Raw genomic sequence first — 19445 nt, 5'->3', positions numbered from 1 at the left:
GGACAGTGCGCCACGACGGAACCGCTCGCCCGAACCTTCGTTCGTGAACGGGCGGCAGAGGTCGATGCATGCACATGCCGTTGTGGCTTCAAGCCGGGTTCTGGGGGCTCGTCGGCGGATCGGCGCTGGTCCTGGGCGCGGCGATCGCGTGGTTTACGTCGTTGTCGCAGCGGGCCATCGCGTCCGTGATGGCGATCGGGTCCGGCGTGCTGATCTCGGCCGTCGCGTTCGACCTGATGGACGAGGCCTACCGGCTAGGCGGGTTCGACTCGACATCGCTCGGCTTCCTGGGCGGCGCGGCGATCTACACGGCGGCCAACATCTACATCACGCGGCGGGGCGCGAAGCATCGCAAGCGGTCGGGGCACAACCCGGACGAAAGCCAGGCTGACTCCGGCTCGTCGGGTCTCGCCATCGCGGTCGGGGCGTTGCTGGACGGTATCCCTGAATCGGTGGTGATCGGCGTCGGCCTGCTTGCCGGCAAGGGCGTCAGCCTCGTCACGGTGGCGGCGGTGTTTCTGTCCAACGTGCCGGAGGGTCTCTCCAGCGCGGCCGGCATGCGGCGGGCGGGGCGGGGCGCGGGTTATGTGTTCGGCGTCTGGGGAGGCATCGCGGTCGTGTCCGGCATCGCGGCGATGCTCGGCAACGTGGCGCTGGAAGGGGCCAATCCGGAGATCATCGCGGCCACCACGGCGGTCGCGGCCGGCGCGATCCTGGCCATGCTGGCCGACACCATGATCCCGGAAGCCTTCGAGTCGACCCACGAATTTTCGGGCCTGATCACCGTCGCGGGGTTTCTCCTCGCGTTTATTCTGACGAAACTCGGCGGCTGAGCCGCCGCAACCGGAGGGGCTTTCATGCCGCGCAACGACATCGCCGCCATCATCGGGCTCATCGTGGCGTTCTGGTTCGTGTTCGCAGGGCCGGGCAGGGCGGCCGGGTTGCGCAGCCCGCGCGCCATCGGCGGGGCCGTGCTGTCCTTCGTGGTCGCGTTCGCGATCACGTGGATTTGCCTGCGCGTCGTCGGCTACTGAGCGCCCCGGTCGCTCGCATGCGAGGGGCCTGCTCAACACGCCGTTTACCTTTGCGTCCTAGCGTGTTCGTCGGAACACGAGGGTGCGATGGCGATCGGTCTGGCTGGATTTGCATTTCTGGGCGCTGTGCTGGGGGCCGTGCTCGCCATGATGGCGGGCGGCGCCGGCTGGATCGCGCTCGGCGTTTTCATCGGCGCCAATGCGGCGACGGCCGCGGCTGCGGCCGCTCGGCTCCTGGTGGCGGCGTGGCGGGCTTCGCCGCAGGCTGAATCCCGGCTGGCCTGAAAGCGACGAGATCGCGGCAGCCTCTTGGCTGCCGCACGCATGAACGGCCGCCGCGGTAAGCGGCGACCGCCAGAGGTCGGCTAAGCGTTACTTCTTGGAGCCGCCGGCGCCGCCCGAGCCGCCAGCGCCCGAATTGCCGCCGGCGCCCGAGTTGCCGCCAGCGCCGCCTGAGCCGCCACCGGCTCCGCCCGCACCACCGGAATTGCCACCGGCTCCGCCCGCTCCGCCAGATCCACCTGCGCCGCCGGATCCGCCACCCGCACCGCCCGAGCCGCCGCCCGACGAGCCGGAGCCGCCCGCGCCAGCCGAGCCCTTGCCGCCGGCGCCGCCCTGGCCGGAGCCGCCGCCGGCGCTGCCGGTACCGCCGGATGCGCCAGCGCCGCCCGATGCGCCTTGTCCGCCCGCGTTTCCGGAGCCGCCCGCATTGCCGGCCCCGCCCGATGCGCCCTGTCCGCCGGAGCCGCCCGCGCCGCCTGCGCCCGAGCCGCCGCCTGAATCACCGCCCTTGCCGCCGGCGCCGCCTTGACCCGAGTTCCCTTGACCCGAGCTTCCCTGGCCCGAACCCTTGCCGTTGTTGGAGCCATTGTTGCCCGTGCCCGGGCCGGAGCCGTTGGTGTTGCCGCCGCCATTGCCGGCGTTCGGGCTGTTGCCGTTGCCATTGCCCGGGCCGTCCTTGCCGCCACCCTTCTGGCCGTCGCCGCCCTTGCCTTTGCCGGAGCCGCCCTGGCCCGCACCCTGGCCGTTATCCGAGCCGCTCGCTCCCGTGCCGGGTCCCGAGCCGTTGGTGTTGCCGCCGCCGTTGCCGGCGTTCGGGCCATTGCCGTTGCCGTTGCCGGGGCCATCCTTGCCGCCACCCTTCTGGCCAGGGCCGCCCTGGTGACCGAGGCCGTTCTTGCCCTTGCCGCCGCCGGCCGCCGGGCCCGTGCCGCCGTCGCCGGCTCCTGCGCCAGTTCCGGCGCCCGCACCTGCTCCTGCCCCTGCGCCCGTTCCAGCGCCGACTCCCGCTCCTGCGCCCGCGCCGCCTGTGCCGCCCTCAGAGCCGCCGACGCCCGCGGCGGCTCCCGCGCCGCCCGACCGCGCTGCTGCCTTGCTGACGGAGCCCTGGCCGGCGCCGCCGCTGCGGATGCCGCTTCGCGCAGGGGACGAGCCGAAGGAGATCGGGCCGGCATTGGCGAGCGTGCCGGTGTTCAGCTCATAGAGCTGGCACAGCTGGACGAAGCCGCTCGAGAAAGGATCGCAGGTGTCGGCAGAGGCCGTGGTCGCGGACGCGCCAAGCGCCACGATGAAGAGGCCGATCGGTGTGAGTGCGCGCATCTTTGGGCTCCGAATGTCCCGGAGCGACACTGGTCGCTCGCGTTACAATCGGAGGTTGCAAAGTTCAGGCGCGCGCTTTCTGTCCCATTGTGAAACAGAGAGCGGTGTTCGGGGGTGAGGAAAGATCGGACCGCGACGGCAAAGCCGCTGTCGGCGGTTCTACTAGGCCGGTAACGGCGCAAGCTCTTCGGTGATGACTTCGAACGAGGTCAGGATGTTCGGCCCGAACGTCATCGTCATGGGCACGTCCGCGGCGTCACGGCCATAGGCGACCAGAATACGGCCGATGCGCGGGTCGTTATTGCGCGGGTCGAACACGTGCCAGCGGCCGTCGAGATAGACTTCCATCCAGGCGGCGAAATCCTGCGGCGCATGTGGCGGCGGCAGGCCGACATCGCTGATGTAACCCGTGCAGTAGCGCGCCGGGATGTTGAGGCTGCGGCAGAACGTGATCGCGAGGTGAGCGAAGTCGCGGCACACGCCGATCTGCTCGCGATAGGCCTCCGCGGCCGTGCGCGTCGGGCGCGACTGCGGATAGCTGAAGGTGAGGTGGTTGTGCACATAGTCCACGATCGCCTTGACGCGGGTCCAGCCCGGCTGGGTCTGGCCGAACAACTCCCACGCGACGCCGGACATCACGTCCGTCTCGCAGTAGCGGCTGCCGAGCAGAAACAGCAACGCGTCATGCGGCAGCAGCTGCACCTCGGCTTGCTGGGCGTCCGGTGAAACCTCGTCCCACTGCCCGTCGTCCCGGATGATCCCCCGGATGCTGAGCTTGAACGCCCCGGCGGGCGCAACCATGCGGTTGCACCAATTGCCGAACGTGTCGCGGTAGCCCTCCACGGGAACGGGCGGATCGGTGATCAGGAGGTCGGGCTGCTCGAGATCCGAAACCCGCGACGCGTGCACGTTCAGCATCGCGATCAGCGGCGTCGGCTGCACGAACTCGTATCCCAGGTCACAGCCAACGTGCAGGCGCATGGTGAACTCCTCGGGCGGGGGCGGGGCGCCAGACTTTGCGTCGGCGTCCATCCTCGCGGGTAATGACAGGCAACGCCATGTCGATTGCGTCGAAAGGCCGAACAAAGACCGTTCACCTTGCACAAGCGCGCGCCAGAACGCCCGCCCGGTAACCGGATCGCGACGTTGACGCGCAGGCCTGCGACGGAATGAACAGCGGGCCTTCCGGCCCATCTGGCTCATACTGCGAACGTGGCTGCTGCCTGATCGTTGCACGCAGGGCGGCGGCCAAGCCGGTTCATCACGGAGCACGCCATGGCGTTACGTCCCCAACCCTTGCCGCCCGGCCCCGGCCAGGAGTCGGTCTGGGACTATCCAAGGCCCGCAATTCTGCGCCCGTCCGACCGGCACGTCGTGGTGCGCTTCGGCGGCGGCGTGCTGGCCGATACGCGGCGGGCCTGGCGGGCGCTGGAAACGAGCCATCCGCCCACCTGGTACCTGCCGCCCGAGGACGTGCGGATGGACTGGCTGGTCTCGCTGCCGGGCGTCGGCAGCGTGTGCGAGTGGAAGGGCCCGGCGAGCTATTTCGACATCGTGGTTCCTGCCGGGGAGGGGCGAGCCGGCGCGGTGGCGCGCTCGGCCGCCTGGTGCTATCCGCGGCCCACGCCCGGCTTCGCGCCCATCGCGGGGTTCATCGCGGTGTATCCCGGCCGCATGGACAGCTGCACGATTGACGGAGCCCCCGTGCGGCCTCAGGAGGGCGGCTTCTATGGCGGCTGGATCACGGACGACGTGGTCGGGCCGTTCAAGGGCGGGCCAGGCACGCAGGGGTGGTGACGGGACGCCGGCGCGTCACGTGAACGCGATGCGGGCCGCGGCGCGGCTGAACGCGACGCCGTCGGCCGGCGGGAAGCGGAACGCGACCAGGAAATCGTCGCACCCATAGGAGGGTGACACGGCCCGGATGTCCGCCACCTTGCGGCGGCCTTCCTCGAGGCGTCCGGCCCCCGCGAGGCACAGCGCCGCGATCGCCTGGATGTGCACATGGGCGTTCGGCCTGGCCGCGGCCCGCAGCGCCGCGTCGGCGGCCTGCCCGTAGTCGCCGAGGCGAAACAGCGCCATTGCGCGTGCGCCCAGGAAGCCGAACAGCAGCGGGTCGAACGGGCTGAGCCGGTGCGATTGGTCGGCTGACCGGATCGCGTCCTCGGGGTTCCCGGACTGGCTGTTCACGAAGGCGAGCGAGTAGTGCCCCATGGCGAAGTTGGGGCTGAGCTCGACGGAGGCGTCGAGCGCAGCCGCGGCCTCGCCGTTCTCGCCTTTCAGCCAGAGCGCCCGGCCAAGGGCCCAATGCGCGGTGGGATCGCGGTTGTCCGCGATGATGCTTTCGCCGGCGGCTTCCAGCGCGCGGGCGACCTCGTCCTCGCGGTGCTCGGGCCGCAGCAGGAACGCGTTCTGGAAATGCGTGAAGGAGAGGCCCGCATGGGCGCGCGCGAAGGTGGGGTCGAGCGTCACCGATCGGCGAAACAGCTCCTGCGCGCGGGCATTGTGCGCCGCCGTGAAGCGGAACATGTGCCAGACGCCGCGGTGGAAGCTCTCCCACGCGTCGAGCGACTGGGGGCTCTTCAGCAGCGCCCGGTTGCGCTCGGCCATCTCGATGCCGGCCGTGACGGCGCCGACGATGCTGTCGCCGATCCGCTCCAGCGCGAGCAGCGTCTCGTCGGCCGGGAATTCGAAGCTTTCGGCCCAGATCGCCTCGTCGCGCGAGCAGTCGCTGAGCTCCACCGACACCCGCAGCGCGCCTCCCACCCGCGTGAGTTCGCCGGACGCGAGGTAGTCAACCCCCAGCAGTTCGGCGGCCTCGCGGCCGCGCACGCCTCGTTCGTCCAGGGCGAAGCATGTCCCGCGCGCGATGACGTGGATGCAGCGCAGCTTGGAGATGCGCGTGATCACGTCCTGCACGAGGCCGGCCGCCACCGTGCGCTCGGCCGGCTGCTGCGCCCGGAAGGGCATGATCGCGAGTGCGCGCCGGTGCTCGCCGGCGGCTGCCGGCGCGTCCGCCGGGGCGGCTCCGCCCAGTGAGCCAAGCGCCCGGGCGAGCTCGAGCTTCGAGGAAACGCCCAGCTTCTGGTAGATCGTCGCAACGTGGGTCCGCACCGTCGAGGGCGCGATGAACAGCTTCTCGCCGATCGCTCGATGGCTCGCCCCGTCCGCATAGGCGCGGGCGATTTCAGCCTCACGTCGGCTCAGCGCGTCCATCGCTCTCCGTTCCGACCGTCGTTGCAGGCCCAAACTACATCAATTGCAGGATGCAGAATACTGCACCGGCCCGATGGCGCCGCGCTGTGGCGAAAGGCACGCTTGGGAGGCTTTCACCACAGGAGGTCTTCATGTCGACGCTCACAGCTCCCACTCCGGCGATGACCCCCGCGGCTCCGCCGGTTGACCTTTCGGCCTTGAAGGCGCGGCAGCAGGCGACCTGGGCTTCGGGCGATTACGCGATCGTCGGAACCACCCTGCAGATCGTCGGCGAGACGCTCTGCGAAGCCGTGGACCTGCGCGCCGGCGAGCGCGTGCTGGACGTGGCGGCCGGCAACGGCAACGCCTCGCTGGCGGCGGCGCGCCGCTTCGCGGACGTGACCGCGACCGACTACGTGCCGGCCCTGCTCCAACGCGCCCAGGCCCGCGCGGCTGCGGATGGGCTTGCGCTGCGCGTCGAGACCGCCGACGCCGAGGCGCTGCCGTTCGACGACGCCTCGTTCGATGTCGTCCTGTCCACCTTCGGGGTGATGTTCACGGCCGACCACGCCGCCGCGGCCGCGGAGCTCCTGCGCGTCGTTCGCCCCGGCGGGCGGATCGGCATGGCCAACTGGACGCCCGACGGGTTCATCGGGCGCCTGTTCTCGACGGTCGGCAAGCGCGTCGCGCCGCCGCCCGGGTCGCGCCCGCCGGTGAACTGGGGCCGGGTCGCGTGGCTGGAAGAGCAGTTCGGCGCCGGCGCGGCCGAGATCCGGGCCACGCCCCGGACCTTTGCGTTCCGCTACCGCTCGCCGGCCCATTGGCTGGAGGTGTTCCGCACCTGGTACGGGCCGGTGCTGAAGGCCTTCGGGGCGCTGGACGCGGCCGGCCAGGAGGCGCTGGCGGCCGACATCATGGCGCTGATCGGGACGTTCAACCGCGCCACGGACGGCACGGTGGTGGTGGAGTCCGAGTATCTCGAAGTGGTGATCCGGCGCGCCTGAGCGGTGGCCGCCCTAGCGCGTCGCCGCCTTGGCGATGGCTTCGGCGACGAGTTCGGCCATGCAGACCCGGCGGGAATTGGCGTCGCTGGGCTCTTCCTTGAGCTTCTGGCGCTCGAAATCGAGGAACTGCATGGCCGCGTAGCGCTGGAACAGGTTGAGGCGGGCGCGGTCCGTCACTTCGCGGATCTTGCCGACGATGCGCCAGTAGAGCTGCTCGTGGCGCACGCGGGGCACGAAGGGCGGATCGACCAGGATCAGGTCGATGTTGCGCTCCTTCATCCACTTGGCGGCGTCGGCGAGGCGCTTGCCGAATTCCTCGGCGTCCGTGGACGCGAGCGCGTCGGCGCCGCCGACCTGCCAGATCACGAGGTCGGGCTCCACCCGGGCGGCGGCCGACCGGATGGCGTTGAAGTCGTCCTCCACGAGGCCGGAGGGGGCGCTGTCGTCAACGAACTCGAAGTTCGTGGCCGGCAACCGGCGCGCCAGTTCCTGATGCAGGCGGGCGCGGCGGCGTTCCGGCATGGCCGCGCCGCCGATCTCGGGGCCCAGCACCATGACGCGCACCGGCGTGGCGCGGTCGATCAGGCGCTCGGTGCGCTTCAGGTCGGCCGCCATGGACAGGTAGACGTCCGGCACGCGGCACCGGGGCGAAACCTCGGCCCGCGCGGAAGCGCCGCCGAGCAGCAACGCGGCGGCGAGCGCCGCGGCGGCTAGCGCTGCGCCGAGACCGGCGCGCCGGCTTCCGCGCGCTCGCGTTGCGGCTTCAGACCCGAACGGTTCCATTCCAGAGCCCATGCCAAACCAACCTGCAGCGCGAGGCCCAGGCCGATGATCGCCACGTCGAGGCTGGGGTCGCCGGCGCCGATGATGCGCAGGACCTGCCCGCCGATGGCCAGGATAGTGCCGATCGAGAAAACAACCAAAGAATTGCGGCCCATCCATCCGAGGGGGGCCAGCGCAGGGGCCTGGCGCAGCCAGCGCTCCAGCGGCAGGGCGGTCACCACCCAGGCCAGCGCGAGCACATGCACGAGGCGCGGGACCGAGAGGAGGTGCTTGTCGTCGTCCCACAGGAAGCGCGGCAGGCCGGGCACGCCTTCCGGATAAAACTCCAGCTGCTTCCAGGCTAGGCCGGCGGCCAGATAGGCCACGCAGAGCGGCAGCACCCAGGCGGGGCGGCGGATGGGCCGGCGCTCGACCAGCGCCGCGCCGGCGCACAGGCCGATCACGAACAGCAATTGCCACGCGAAGGGGTTGAAGAACCAGGCGTTCTCCTGCGGGTAGCTCGGCGGAACCGCGCCGAACTGGGCCGCCAAATAGACGCCCGCCGAGAACAGCAGAGCGAGGCGCGGCCTGTGCGCCACCAGGGCGATCAGGGCCGGGGCCATCAGCAGCAGCACCACGTAGAGCGGCAGGATGTTGAGGTAGGACGGTTGCAGACCCAAGGTGGCGATGCCGAGCAGGCTCTCGATCGGGGCGGACGCCACGGTCTCGAAGTTCATGGCCTCGAGGATGCGCGGGTCATGGTAGGAGAGCGCCGCCGCCGCCACGATCGCGCCGCAGACCACCAGCACCACGAGATGCGCGGCGTAGATCTGCACGGCCCGCACCACCATCCGGAACATCTGGCGCGCAGCGTCGCCGGCCCGGAACGGGCGCAGATAGGCCAGCGCGGCGCCCACGCCGGCCAGCAGCACGAACACCTCGGCGGAATCCGAAAGCCCGAAATTCTTGTGCGTCAACCGCTCGAAGATCGTCCCCGGCACGTGGTTGATGAAGATCGTCACCAGCGCGAAGCCGCGCAGGGCGTCGATGGCGAGGAAACGGTCGGGGCTCTGCATCTTCGTGCCTGTCCGGGCGGGCCGTTCGAGGGGGCGACGCGGCTCAACGTATGAGTGCGTGAAAATTGCGTCGGGCTTGCGGCCCGTGCGATCAATTCCTCGTCATAGGGTGGTTACCGATTCCCTAAGGCCCGGCGCTTTGTTCAGCAGGCGTTCAGGTCCGTGTGTTTAAGTCACACTCGGTTAAACGGCTGGGGGCGCAGTTTTGAAGCTCGCGACGACGGTGGTTCTGATGTGCCTGGCGCTCTGCGGAGCGGCCGAGGCCGGGTCGATTCCCTGCGGCGCGCAGAACTTCTCCGATCCGTTGCGGCTCTCCCGCGTGCAGGCCGATCGCGCCGCCGGCTCCCCCCTGCGCGTGCTGGCCATCGGCTCCTCCTCGACGGAGGGCGTCGGCGCGACGTCGCCGCAGTTCAGCTATCCAGCGCAGCTCCAGGCCGAGCTCGCGCGCCGCATCCCGGGCGCGCCTGTCACGGTCGTGAACGCCGGTATCGGCGGCGAGAAGGCCGACGCCACGCTGGCGCGGCTTCGGTCGGCCGTGGCCGATGGCGGCTACGATCTCGTGCTCTGGCAGGTCGGCACCAACGACGCCCTCGCGGGCGGCGACGTCGCCCCGTTCCGCGACATGCTGCGCGACGGCATCGCGACCGTGCGCAGCGCCGGGCTCGGGCTGATGATCATCGACCAACAATATTTCCCCGCCATCAAGGACGGCCGCCGCTACCGCGCCTTCGTGGCCGCCGTGCGCGAAGAGGCCGCCGCCGCGCGCGTGCCTGTGTTTCATCGCCACGACATGATGCAGGCCTGGGTGGACGCCGGCGGCGAGGAGCGCCTCGACGCCGCCCTTGCGCCTGATCGCTTCCACATGAACGACGCCGGCTACGCCTGCCTGGCGCAGAAGCTGGCGGGCGTGATCGCGGACGCCGCGACGACCGCCGGCCCGATGGCCAGCGCCCAGCCGGCTCAGACGGTCCACTAAGGCGTCGCTTCCCTCCGCGTCGCCCGTGACCGGCCCGCGTGGAACCATGCCGCGATCGGGCCATTGAGGCGGGTTCGAGGGAGGACGTCATGGCCAGCAAGGCAAGCTTCACACCTGAGGAATGGGCCCGCGTCGTCGCCAGCCCGATGCTGACCGGCCTCGCAATCACGGCGGCCGAGCCGAGCGGGCTTTGGGGGCTCCTGAAGGAGGCCATGTCCGGCGGCTGGGCGCTGCTGGAAGCCAAGCAGGACGCCAACGCCAACCCGCTCGTGAAGGCGGTGGCGGACGACATCGCGAATTCCGACACGCGGACGGCGGCGCGCGACTGGCTGCAGGCGCAGTTCAAGGGCGCGCAAATGGCCGACTACAAGAACAGGGCGCTTCAGGAGATCCGCTCGGTCGCCCAGATCCTCGACGCCAAGGCCCCGGAGGACGCGCCCGCGTTCAAGGCCTGGCTGAACCACGTCGCCCAGAAGGCGGCGGAAGCCGGCAACGAAGGCGGTTTCCTGGGCTTTGGCGGCGTGAAGGTGAGCGACGCCGAAAAGGCCACCATGGCGGAGATTTCAGCCGCGCTGGCCGGGCCGGGCGCGGCTCCAACGGCGCCGGCGGTATAGCCGAGCCTCCGAACGCCCATCGGTTGGGGCCATCGTCCCCGTCATTGCGAGCGCAGCGAAGCAATCCAGCCTAACGCCAGCCTTTTAGGCTGGATTGCTTCGCCTTCGGGCTCGCAATGACAGCGCAGGGAGGGAAAAGCGCAGGGCCAAACCTCCAACATCCCTCATCCTGAGGAGCAGGCCCGCTTGGGCCTGCGTCTCGAAGGACGAGGGATCCAGCAGGCCGCACGGTCGGGCGCTCTGGAGTCCCTCGTCCTTCGAGACGCATCGCCAAGAGGCGACGCTCCTCAGGATGAGGTGTTGTTGAATTCAGGCGCGTTCCGAAAAACGGCAAAACGTCAGTTCAAATTGTCCCGGAGGAAGATCTCGATCCGGATGCGTTCCTGGTCGGGATAGATCAGTTGCCCGGTGCACAGGGCCAGCAGGATGCGGGCGGCCGAGCGGGCCTCGTGGCCGGGATCCTGGTTGATGATGGCCGCGATCGTGCCCTCCAGCAGCAGCCGGCGGGTGTCGGCCGTGAGCTCGTGCGCGATCCAGACGATGTTGCGGCCCGCGCCAGCTTCCCGCAGCGCCGCCGCGATGCCCTCGTTGCCCGCGCCGGCGTTGTAGATTCCGACGAGGTCCGGATGTTGCGCCAGCATGGCGCGGGCGATCTCGTGGTTGCGGGCGCTGTCGTCGCGCCCTTCGGTGGGCGCCAGGCCGACGAGGTCCGGGTATTCGGCCGAGAGCACCTGCCGGAAGCCGAAGTGCCGCTCGGCATGGTCGCGCAGTGAGAGCGAGCCGGTGATGATGCCGACGGAGCCCTTCTGACCGCGCAGGAATCTTCCCATTAGCGAGCCGGCGGTGCGTCCGGCGGCGGGGTTGTCGATCCCCACATAGTTCGCCCGGCGCGATCCCGGCGCATCCGACACCAGCGTGACGACGTGGACGCCGCGCGCCACGAGGTCGTCCATGGCGGCCCGCACCCGGGCGTCGTCTAGCGCCACCACGGCGACGCCCTCGTAGACGGCCGGCAGGTCCCACAGCGCCCTGGCGAGCGTGACGGGATCGAACACGTCGACCCGCATCACGTCGATGAAGCCGTTCTGCTGGGTCAGCCAATCCGAGGTGCGCTCCACCTGCTCGGCTAGGTTGGCGATGAAGGCGTTGGAATTGGCCGGCAGCATGAACGCGAAACGCCAGGTCTTGTTGCGCGACAGGCTCGCGGCCGCCGCGTTGGGCCGGTAGCCCAGCTTGGCGATCGCGGCCTCGACGCGGCGGATCGTCTTCTCACGCACGCCGTCGCGCCGATGCACCACCCGGTCGGCCGTCGCCAGCGAGACGCCGGCCTCGCGGGCGACGTCTTCGAGGGTCGATCGACGGAGAAGGCGGTGTTCGGTCATGGCGTCAGCGTGCGGCCCACAGGAAACCGCGCGTCATGAGCGTGCGAATCTCCGGCACGTCAAGTTCATAGGCCCGGTGGCCGAGCGCTGAATAGAACACGCGGCCCTGGCCGAAGCGCTTCTTCCAGACCACCGGCATCACGACGCCGTCGATCCAGGGCGCATGCTCGCCCGTGAAGGTGGTGGTCGCCAGCACTTCGTTCGCCGGGTCGACATGCATGTAATATTGCTCCGAGCGGTGCTCGAAGCTCTCGATGCCGGCCATGATGGGATCGTCCGGCCGGGTCACGTCGACCTTGTAGTCGATGATGTTGCCCGGATGCGCGACCCACTGGCCGCCGCACATGAACTGATAATCCACGGCGTCCCGGAAGGCGTCGCCCATGCCGCCATGGTGGCCGGCGAGCCCAACGCCACCCTTCACGGCCTCGCACAGCGCGGCCGCCTCGGGCTTCTCGATCTTCGCCATCGTGTAGATCGGGACGATCAGCGAGTAGTCCTTGATGGCCGGGTCGAGAAAGACGTCGGTCTTGGTCTCGACCCGCACATCGAAGCCTTCGCGCTTCAGCCAGCCCCGGATCATGGAGGCGCAGAGGTCGGGATCATGCCCGGCCCATCCGCCCCAGACGATCATTGCAGTCCGCATGGTCATGTCCTCAGTCGAGCTGGCCGGTGGGCAGGCCCGGCGGCAGCATGGCCGGGCGCTCCACGGTGGTTTCGAGCTTCACGCGCCGTCCCTCGTCGGACGAGGTCTGAAACGCCTCCATGGCTTCCAGCGCGTGCAAGGCGAGCGCGCCGCTGGCGCGGTGGGGGCGGTTGTTCTGGATGGCGGCCGCCATGTCGGCGACGCCGATGGAGCGGTATTCGCCTTCCGCATTGCCGTGCGTGGTCGGCATGGCCTCGAAGTCGCCGCCGAGCTTGGCGACCATGACCTCGCCGCCGAAGCGGTTGGGGTCGGGCACCAGGATGCTGCCCTTTGTGCCGTAGATCTCGATGGGCGTGTGCCGGTGCTTGGGCACGTCGAAGCTCATCGCGATGGTGACGAGCGCGCCCGAGGCGAACTCCAGCGTGCCGGCCACGTGGGTGGCGACCTCCACGGGGATCATCTCGCCATTCATGGGCTCGCTGGTGACGAGCCGCTCCTTGCGGGGCGTCGACACCGAGCCCATCACGGACGCGATGGGGCCGAGCAGCTGGATCAGGTCGGTGATGTAGTAGGGCCCCATGTCGAGCATCGGGCCGCCGCCGCGCAGGTAGTAGAAGCCCGGCGCCGGGTGCCAGCGCTCATGGCCGGGGCACATGAAGAAGGCCGAGCCCGCCACCGGCGTCCCGATGGCGCCGTCGTCGATGAGCTTGCGGGCCGTCTGGTGGCCGCCGCCCAAAAAGGTGTCGGGCGCGCAGCCGACGCGCAGGTTCTTTTGCGCCGCGAGGTCCATGACCTTGCGGGCTTCGGCGACGTTCACGCCGAGCGGCTTTTCCGAGTGCACGTGCTTGCCGGCGTTCAGCACCGCGAGGCTGACGTCCGTGTGGGCCAGCGGCACCGTGAGGTTCACGACGATCTCGACGTCGTCGCGCTTCAGGAGCTGGTCGACCCGCATCGCGGGCACATTGAACTCGCGGCCGCGGACATCCGCCACGGACTGGCGCATGTCGGCCACGGCGCGCAGCTCGATATTGGGGAATTGCTGCATGGCGGTCATGTATTTCTGGCTGATGTTGCCACAGCCGATGACGCCGATCCCGGTCTTGCTCATGGGTCGCTCCGGTTGGTTTCTCGTATCGCGGCGCCCGCTCAGCCCTTCACCGCGCCGGCCGTGAGACCGGCGACGATGTGCTTTTGGGCGAGCAGGAACAGCAGGATGGTGGGCAGGATCGTGAGGGTGATGAAGGCCAGGATCAGGTGCCACTCGGACGAGTATTCGCCCTGGTAGATCATGATGCCGAGCGGCCAGGGATAGCGCTCGTCGCTGTTCAGCATTACGAGCGGCACCAGGTAGGCGTTCCAGGAATTCACAAACGCGATGGTGCCGACGGTGGCCAGGATGGGCCGGGACAGCGGCAGCGTGACGTAGCGGAAGTAGTTGATGTAGCTGCAGCCATCCACGAGCGCGGCCTCCAGCAGCTCCACCGGCAGGTCGCGGAAAAAGCGCCGCAGCAGCAGGATGCTCATCGCCAGCGCGAAGGCGACCTGCGGCAGCACGACGCCGAAATAGCTGTCGAGCAGGCCGAGATCCCGCACCTTGATGAACAGCGGCAGGATCGCGGTGGCGGCGGGAAACAGCAGCCCGAGCGTGATGTAGTTCAGCAGCATGGCGCTTCCGAAGAAGCGGATATGCGCGAACACGAAGGCCGCCATGGAGGCGACGATCAGGGTGAGCACCACCGTGAGGCTGGAGATCACCAGCGAGTTGCGCAGCAGGATCCAGTAGCGCGGCGAGCGCAGAATGCCGGCGTAGTTCTCCCACTCCCACACCTGCGGCAGGCCGAACGGGTTGGTGCGCAACTCGCCGAGCGACTTGAAGCCGCCGAGCAGCGTGGCGACCAGCGGCGTGGCGACGAAAACCACCACGACGGCCAGGAACAGGCCCTTGTAGAGCGCGGCGGGATCGAAACCCTTTCCGACGACCGGCGAGGAGCTATTCATCGCGCATGAACCAACGCTTGTACGTGAACGCGAAGGTGACGCAGATCACGAAGAGAATGACGCCCACCGCGCTGCCGAAGCCCACCCGCATGCGCATCACTCCGAAGCTGTAGAGAAAGCTCACCAGCGTCTGCGACGAGTCGGCCGGGCCGCCGCGCGTCAGCGGCATCACGAGATCGAAGAGCTGCAGCGAGCCCACCACGGCGAAAAAGGCCGAGAGGCGGATGGTGGGATAGAGCAGCGGGATGATGATCAGCCGCACGGTTTGCCAGCGCGTGGCGCCGTCGATGCGCGCGGCCTCGATGAGGTTGCGGTCCATGCCCTGGAGGGCGGCGATGAACAGCATCATGTGGAAGCCGAAATACTTCCACACCACCACGATCAGCACGGCCAGCATGGAGGTCTGCGGGCTCGCCAGCAGATGCGGCGCCTCGGCCCCGAACTGGCGGTAGATGGCGGCCAGCAAGCCGTAGTCGCCGTCATAGACGAAGCTGAAGATCAGGCCCGTGGCGATCTCGGCCAGGATGTAGGGCATGAAGAACAGCATGCGCAGCGCCACCGCGCCGCGAAATTTCTCCGCCAGCAGCAGCGCCAGCGTGAGCGCGAGCGGCAGCTGGATGATCAGCGACACGGCGATGATCAGCAGGTTGTTGCGCAACGCGAGCCCGAAGGCGCGCGTCTCGAACACGAAGCGGTAGTTGTCCCAGCCGACCCAGTTCTTCGGGCTGCCGAAGCCGTTCCAGTTGTAGCCGCTGTACCAGGCCGCCTCGGCGATCGGCAGCACCACGAAGATCGTGAACAGCAGCAGCGCCGGAGGGAGGAACAGCGCGATGGCGGTGAGCTTGCCGGACCGCATGGAACGGCGCGCCGCGGTGGCGAGCATGGGTTTGGTCCCTGGCAGTTGTCGTGGGAGGCGAGGAGGCGGAGCCTCCCGGGGAGGGGTCGCCCGTGTTGGCGGGGTCGCCGCCTCCTCGGGAGGCAGCGCCTCCCACGACGCGCTCAATTGCCCTGCTTCACGGCGTCCTGGATCGCCTGCGCGACCTGCTTGGCGTCCATGGAGCCGCCGGCCATTTCGGTGGTGGCGTCGTTCACGACGCGTCCCACGTTGGGCCCGAGGTCCTGGTCATAGAAGTTCTGGTGGTACTTCGACTTGGCCAGGTTCGCGGCGATCTGGCGCATGAACGGGCTGGCGAGCCCTTCCTCGGCGCCCTTGTAAGTCGGGATCAGGAAGTTGCCGGCCGCGAGGCGCTTCTGCACGTCGAGCGAGACGAAGTGCTTCAGGAAGGCGGACGCCTCCTTGGGCGCGCCCTTGGTGACGAGCCAGCCGTTGATGCCGCCGAGCGTATCGGAGGGGTCGCCCTGGCCGCCCGGCACTACGGGGAAGTCGAACCAGCCGATATTGTCGTCCGCGATGCCCTTCTTGTCGGCCGCGAGCGCCTTTTGCGTGTGGTAGAACGAGCTGATCGCCAGGATCATCGCGGCCTTGCCGTCGCCGAAGGCGCCGACCGCCTGCGGGTTCTTGAAGCCCAGGAAGCCGTTCTGGAAGGGCTGCAGGTCGACGAGCTGCTTGAAGAGCTCGCCCGACTTCAGGAACACCGGCCCGGCGAAGCCGCCGTTCTCGCCCTTCAGCGCGGCCTGGAAGGCCGGCTTGCCGCCGAGGCGGACGGCGAGGTTGGTCCAGTAGAAATGCAGCGGCCACTTGTCCGCGCCGCCCGCCACGATCGGGGTGACGCCCGCGGCCTTGAGCTTCTTCACGGCGCCCAGCAGGTCGTCCCAGGTCTTGACCGAGGCCGGGTCGACGCCGCCCTTAGCCATCAACTCCTTGTTGACCATGAAGCCGACCTGCGACTGCGCATGCGGCACGCCGTAGATCTTGCCATCCACCGTGAAGGCCGCGACCGCCGCCGGGGCGAGGTTGTCCTTGTAGCCCTGCATCGCCGGGGTGAGGTCTTCCAGCACGCCGGCCTCGACCTGCGACTTCAGCACGCCGCCGGCCCAGCTGTAGATGATGTGCGGGCGGTCCTTGGACTGCAGGATGGTCGGCAGCTTGGCCTTGTAGGCCTCGTTCTCGAGGAACTGCATCTCGATCTTGACGCCGGGATTCTTGGCCTCGAAGTCGCGCGCGACCTCCTCCCAGATCTTCACCTGGTTGGGGTTCACCTCGATGTGGAGCCACTTCACGGTGGTTTGCGCGGCGGCCATGCCGGCCGTCATCGCGAGTGCCGCCGCGGCCAGCGCAGCGCGCTTCAGAATGCTCATCCGGTTCCTCCCTCGTGGTGGCGTTACCCCACCTGTGGGACGAACTTAACTCAGTTTCTGAGGTACGCAACTCAAAAGAGTGGCGCCTTTTTCTCGGGCTCGACGGCCGGGCGCGCAACCTTGATTATAGACACGCGCCCGTCACACCCCGCGCTTACGCGTGCGTGCAGGCCGCAATCCTCCTCCCACCCCCAAGGAGACATCACCATGGCATTCATCAAGACCCCCGACGGCGTCGACATTTTCTACAAGGATTGGGGCCACGGGCAGCCGATCGTGTTTCACCATGGCTGGCCGCTGTCGGCGGACGACTGGGACGCCCAGATGCTGTTCTTCGCCCGGCATGGCTTCCGCGTCATCGCGCATGACCGGCGCGGGCATGGCCGCTCCAGCCAGCCCGGCAAGGGCAACGACATGGACACCTACGCGGCCGACGTCGCCGCGCTGGCGGCGCATCTCGACCTGCGGGACGCCGTGCATGTGGGCCATTCCACCGGCGGCGGCGAGGTGGCGCGCTATGTCGCCAAGCACGGCAAGGGGCGGGTCGCCAAGGCGGCGCTGCTGGGCGCCGTGCCGCCGATCATGCTGAAGACCGACGCCAACCCGGGCGGCCTGCCGATGGAGGTGTTCGACGGCTTCCGCCAGGCGCTCGCGGCGAACCGCGCGCAGTTCTATGTCGACGTGCCGGCAGGACCGTTCTTCGGCTTCAACCGCCCGGGCGCGAAGGTCTCGCAGGGAACCATCGACAACTGGTGGCGCCAGGGCATGATGGGCTCGGCGCTGGACCACTACGAGTGCATCAAGGTGTTCTCGGAAACCGATTTCACCGAGGACCTTAAGGCCATCGAGGTCCCCACCCTGGTGATGCATGGCGAGGACGACCAGATCGTGCCGATCGACGACTCGGCCCGGCTGGCGATCAAGCTCCTGAAGAACGGCGTGCTGAAGACCTATCCGGGCTTCCCGCACGGCATGGCGACCACGCATGCCGACGTGATCAACGCCGACCTGCTGGCCTTCATCAAGGGCTGAGGCATCGCCGCCGCGTCTCGTGGGCGCGGCGGCTTTTTCGCCTCAGGCCAGCAGCCTCGACTCTCTCCGTCATCCCCGGCGGCGCATAGCGCCGGGAAGAGGACCCAGGGGTGAGCGCCTTTGCTCTGGATCCCCTTCCCGACCTGCTTCGCAGGTCGCCGGGGATGACGGCTGAGAGGTGACGCTACACTGGAAACGTTCGTTCGAACGCCCGGGCTGCCCTCTCGTCATTGCGAGCGACAGCGAAGCAATCCAGCTGATGCCGGGCCAGTGGGCCCCGAGCCTTCGCCCGGCTTCTGGATTGCTTCGTCGCTGCGCTCCTCGCAATGACGGCAGGACTTCATCAGCCGACATACCTCTCGCGCAGATGCGCGAGGTAGGCGCCCGCGTCCAGGCCGCTCCCGCACGCGTCCTGCAAAATGGCGTCGCGCGTCTTGCTCCGCCCGTGCGTCCAGCAATGAGCCCGCAGCCAGTCGGCGAGGGGGGCGTAATCGCCCGCCGCGACGCCGGCCGCCACGACGGGGTCGGCCTTGGCGGCTGCGTAGAGCTGCGCCGCCATGACGTTGCCCACCGTGTAGGTGCAGAACGAGCCGATCATGCCTGAGGACCAGTGGATGTCCTGCAGCACGCCCTCGCGGTCGCCGGGCGGCGTCAAGCCGAGATGGCGCTGCATCGCGTCCGCCCAGGCGGCGGGGAGGTCGGCGACCTTGAGGCTGCCATCCATCAGCGCGGCCTCGAGCTCCACGCGCAGCATGATGTGGAGGTCGTAGGTGAGCTCGTCGGCCTCCACGCGGATCAGGCTGGGGCGCACGCCAGTGACGCCGGCGTAGAAGGCTTCGGGCGTCACGCCCGCCAGCGCGTCCGGGAAGAAGCCCTGCAGCTCGGCGAAGTTCAGCTCCCAGAAGCGGCGGCTGCGGCCGACATGGTTCTCCCACAGCCGCGACTGCGATTCATGCGCGCCGAAGCTCGTCCCGCCCACCGCGTAGAGCCCGACGAGATCGCTCGCGAAGACCGTGCGGGTGAAGGCCGGGTCGACGTTCTGCTCGTAGAGGCCGTGGCCGGTCTCGTGAAAGGCGCCGAACAGGGCAGGGCGCAGGTCGACGGGGTTGTAGCGGGTTGTGATGCGGACATCATCGCGCGTGAACGAGATCTCGAAGGGGTGGACGGTCGTGTCCAGTCGCCCACGCTTGAAATCGAAGCCGAAGCGCGCCGAGAAGACCTTGGCTGCCTCCCATTGCCGTTCCGCCGGATACGCGCCGGGCACGAAGGCCGCCGGCGCCTGCGGGCGCGCCAAGGCGGCGTCCAGGATGGGCCGGAAGCCGTCGCGCAGCGCGCCAAAGAGCCGCTGCAGGCTCGCCAGCGTTTCGCCGGGCTCGTAGAGGCCGATCATCGCGTCATAGGGGTGCGCCTCCCAGCCGATCGCGTCCGCATAGGCGCGGGTGTTGGCGACCGTCTCCTCCAGCAGCGGCGCGAACAGGCTGAAGTCGCTTTTGGCGCGGGCCTCGATCCAGGCCGCGTTGGCGGCGGCCCGCACGGCGGCGCGGCGCTCGATCAAGGCGGCGGGCACGCGCCGGTGCAGCTCGGCGGCGCGGCGGATCTGGCGCAGCTCCTCATGCGCGAGGTCGCCAGCCGGCAGGCCGGCGGCCTCGTCCTCGGCGCGGGCGAGGAGGTCCACCGTCGCGTCGGCCGCCAGCGTGTCGCGCGCCATGCGGGTGAGCGTCGCGATCTGATGGCCGCGCGCGGTGGCGCCGCCGGGCGGCATCATGGTGCGGCTGTCCCAGACGATGAGGTTCAGGGTGCAAAGCAGGTCGGACACGGTCGCGATCCGCTGGCGCAGGGCGGAGAGGCTCATGAGGGGGCTTTCTTGC

The 19445-nt window shown here is 69.1% G+C and carries 20 protein-coding genes; 8 read left to right on the top strand and 12 right to left on the bottom strand.

The window, feature by feature from the left end; genetic code table 11:
• The first annotated feature begins 68 nt into the window (after positions 1-68).
• From AC1DSZ_RS16760 to AC1DSZ_RS16750, 3 genes are all read left to right on the top strand, one after another.
• On the top strand, positions 69-833 hold the full coding sequence (locus tag AC1DSZ_RS16760) for a ZIP family metal transporter (protein WP_476839490.1): 765 nt from the start codon (positions 69-71) through the stop codon (positions 831-833).
• A 24-nt stretch (positions 834-857) separates the two neighbouring features.
• On the top strand, positions 858-1034 hold the full coding sequence (locus AC1DSZ_RS16755) for a hypothetical protein (protein ID WP_476839489.1): 177 nt from the start codon (positions 858-860) through the stop codon (positions 1032-1034).
• Between the two features lie 87 nt (positions 1035-1121).
• Entirely contained in the window at positions 1122-1319 is a 198-nt protein-coding gene (locus AC1DSZ_RS16750) for a hypothetical protein (RefSeq protein WP_476839488.1), read from the top strand.
• A gap of 87 nt (positions 1320-1406) precedes the next feature.
• Here AC1DSZ_RS16750 and AC1DSZ_RS16745 read toward each other — a convergent pair whose 3' ends face one another.
• Complete coding sequence (locus AC1DSZ_RS16745; protein ID WP_476839487.1) at positions 1407-2633, bottom strand: hypothetical protein; 1227 nt, start codon at positions 2631-2633, stop codon at positions 1407-1409.
• Between the two features lie 162 nt (positions 2634-2795).
• Entirely contained in the window at positions 2796-3614 is an 819-nt protein-coding gene (locus AC1DSZ_RS16740; protein ID WP_476839486.1) for a transglutaminase-like domain-containing protein, read from the bottom strand.
• Between the two features lie 294 nt (positions 3615-3908).
• On the opposite strand from AC1DSZ_RS16740, the gene AC1DSZ_RS16735 reads away from it, so the two are divergent.
• A complete protein-coding gene (locus AC1DSZ_RS16735) occupies positions 3909-4430 on the top strand; it encodes a DUF427 domain-containing protein (protein ID WP_476839485.1) in 522 nt (173 codons plus the stop codon).
• A 15-nt stretch (positions 4431-4445) separates the two neighbouring features.
• On the opposite strand, the gene AC1DSZ_RS16730 is transcribed toward AC1DSZ_RS16735, so the two are convergent.
• Positions 4446-5849: a LuxR C-terminal-related transcriptional regulator gene (locus AC1DSZ_RS16730; RefSeq protein ID WP_476839484.1), complete on the bottom strand. Its 1404-nt coding sequence runs from the start codon at positions 5847-5849 to the stop codon at positions 4446-4448.
• Positions 5850-5980: 131 nt separating this feature from the next.
• Here AC1DSZ_RS16730 and AC1DSZ_RS16725 point away from each other — a divergent pair, with 131 nt between their 5' ends.
• Positions 5981-6832: a class I SAM-dependent methyltransferase gene (locus AC1DSZ_RS16725; RefSeq protein WP_476839483.1), complete on the top strand. Its 852-nt coding sequence runs from the start codon at positions 5981-5983 to the stop codon at positions 6830-6832.
• A gap of 12 nt (positions 6833-6844) precedes the next feature.
• On the opposite strand, the gene AC1DSZ_RS16720 is transcribed toward AC1DSZ_RS16725, so the two are convergent.
• Both AC1DSZ_RS16720 and AC1DSZ_RS16715 read right to left on the bottom strand, forming a co-directional pair.
• The gene (locus AC1DSZ_RS16720; RefSeq protein WP_476839482.1) at positions 6845-7468 is read right to left on the bottom strand and encodes a hypothetical protein; all 624 of its coding nucleotides are present in this window, start codon (positions 7466-7468) and stop codon (positions 6845-6847) included.
• Positions 7469-7542: 74 nt separating this feature from the next.
• Complete coding sequence (locus AC1DSZ_RS16715; protein WP_476839481.1) at positions 7543-8670, bottom strand: OpgC family protein; 1128 nt, start codon at positions 8668-8670, stop codon at positions 7543-7545.
• A gap of 205 nt (positions 8671-8875) precedes the next feature.
• Between AC1DSZ_RS16715 and AC1DSZ_RS16710 the strand changes: the two genes are divergently transcribed.
• Both AC1DSZ_RS16710 and AC1DSZ_RS16705 read left to right on the top strand, forming a co-directional pair.
• A complete protein-coding gene (locus tag AC1DSZ_RS16710; RefSeq protein WP_476839480.1) occupies positions 8876-9646 on the top strand; it encodes an SGNH/GDSL hydrolase family protein in 771 nt (256 codons plus the stop codon).
• Between the two features lie 89 nt (positions 9647-9735).
• On the top strand, positions 9736-10260 hold the full coding sequence (locus AC1DSZ_RS16705; protein WP_476839479.1) for a hypothetical protein: 525 nt from the start codon (positions 9736-9738) through the stop codon (positions 10258-10260).
• A gap of 338 nt (positions 10261-10598) precedes the next feature.
• Here the strand turns inward: AC1DSZ_RS16705 and AC1DSZ_RS16700 are convergent, their stop codons facing one another.
• The 6 genes from AC1DSZ_RS16700 to AC1DSZ_RS16675 form a co-directional block, all read right to left on the bottom strand.
• A complete protein-coding gene (locus AC1DSZ_RS16700) occupies positions 10599-11642 on the bottom strand; it encodes a LacI family DNA-binding transcriptional regulator (RefSeq protein WP_476839478.1) in 1044 nt (347 codons plus the stop codon).
• A 4-nt stretch (positions 11643-11646) separates the two neighbouring features.
• A complete protein-coding gene (locus AC1DSZ_RS16695; RefSeq protein ID WP_476839477.1) occupies positions 11647-12288 on the bottom strand; it encodes a ThuA domain-containing protein in 642 nt (213 codons plus the stop codon).
• A gap of 10 nt (positions 12289-12298) precedes the next feature.
• Positions 12299-13396, bottom strand: coding sequence for a Gfo/Idh/MocA family protein (locus tag AC1DSZ_RS16690; protein ID WP_476839476.1), 1098 nt, complete (start codon positions 13394-13396; stop codon positions 12299-12301).
• A gap of 38 nt (positions 13397-13434) precedes the next feature.
• Complete coding sequence (locus AC1DSZ_RS16685; protein ID WP_476839475.1) at positions 13435-14286, bottom strand: carbohydrate ABC transporter permease; 852 nt, start codon at positions 14284-14286, stop codon at positions 13435-13437.
• A complete protein-coding gene (locus AC1DSZ_RS16680) occupies positions 14279-15169 on the bottom strand; it encodes a carbohydrate ABC transporter permease (RefSeq protein ID WP_476839474.1) in 891 nt (296 codons plus the stop codon). The genes AC1DSZ_RS16685 and AC1DSZ_RS16680 overlap by 8 nt, the downstream gene beginning before the upstream one ends.
• A gap of 116 nt (positions 15170-15285) precedes the next feature.
• Positions 15286-16545: an extracellular solute-binding protein gene (locus AC1DSZ_RS16675; RefSeq protein ID WP_476839473.1), complete on the bottom strand. Its 1260-nt coding sequence runs from the start codon at positions 16543-16545 to the stop codon at positions 15286-15288.
• Positions 16546-16752: 207 nt separating this feature from the next.
• On the opposite strand from AC1DSZ_RS16675, the gene AC1DSZ_RS16670 reads away from it, so the two are divergent.
• Complete coding sequence (locus AC1DSZ_RS16670) at positions 16753-17577, top strand: alpha/beta fold hydrolase (protein WP_476839472.1); 825 nt, start codon at positions 16753-16755, stop codon at positions 17575-17577.
• A 343-nt stretch (positions 17578-17920) separates the two neighbouring features.
• Here AC1DSZ_RS16670 and AC1DSZ_RS16665 read toward each other — a convergent pair whose 3' ends face one another.
• Positions 17921-19429: a carboxypeptidase M32 gene (locus AC1DSZ_RS16665; RefSeq protein ID WP_476839471.1), complete on the bottom strand. Its 1509-nt coding sequence runs from the start codon at positions 19427-19429 to the stop codon at positions 17921-17923.
• Positions 19430-19445 lie beyond the last annotated feature (16 nt).

It is taken from the genome of Alsobacter sp. P4_H11 (assembly GCF_056400925.1).
This window is presented reverse-complemented; position numbering and strand designations above follow the sequence as displayed.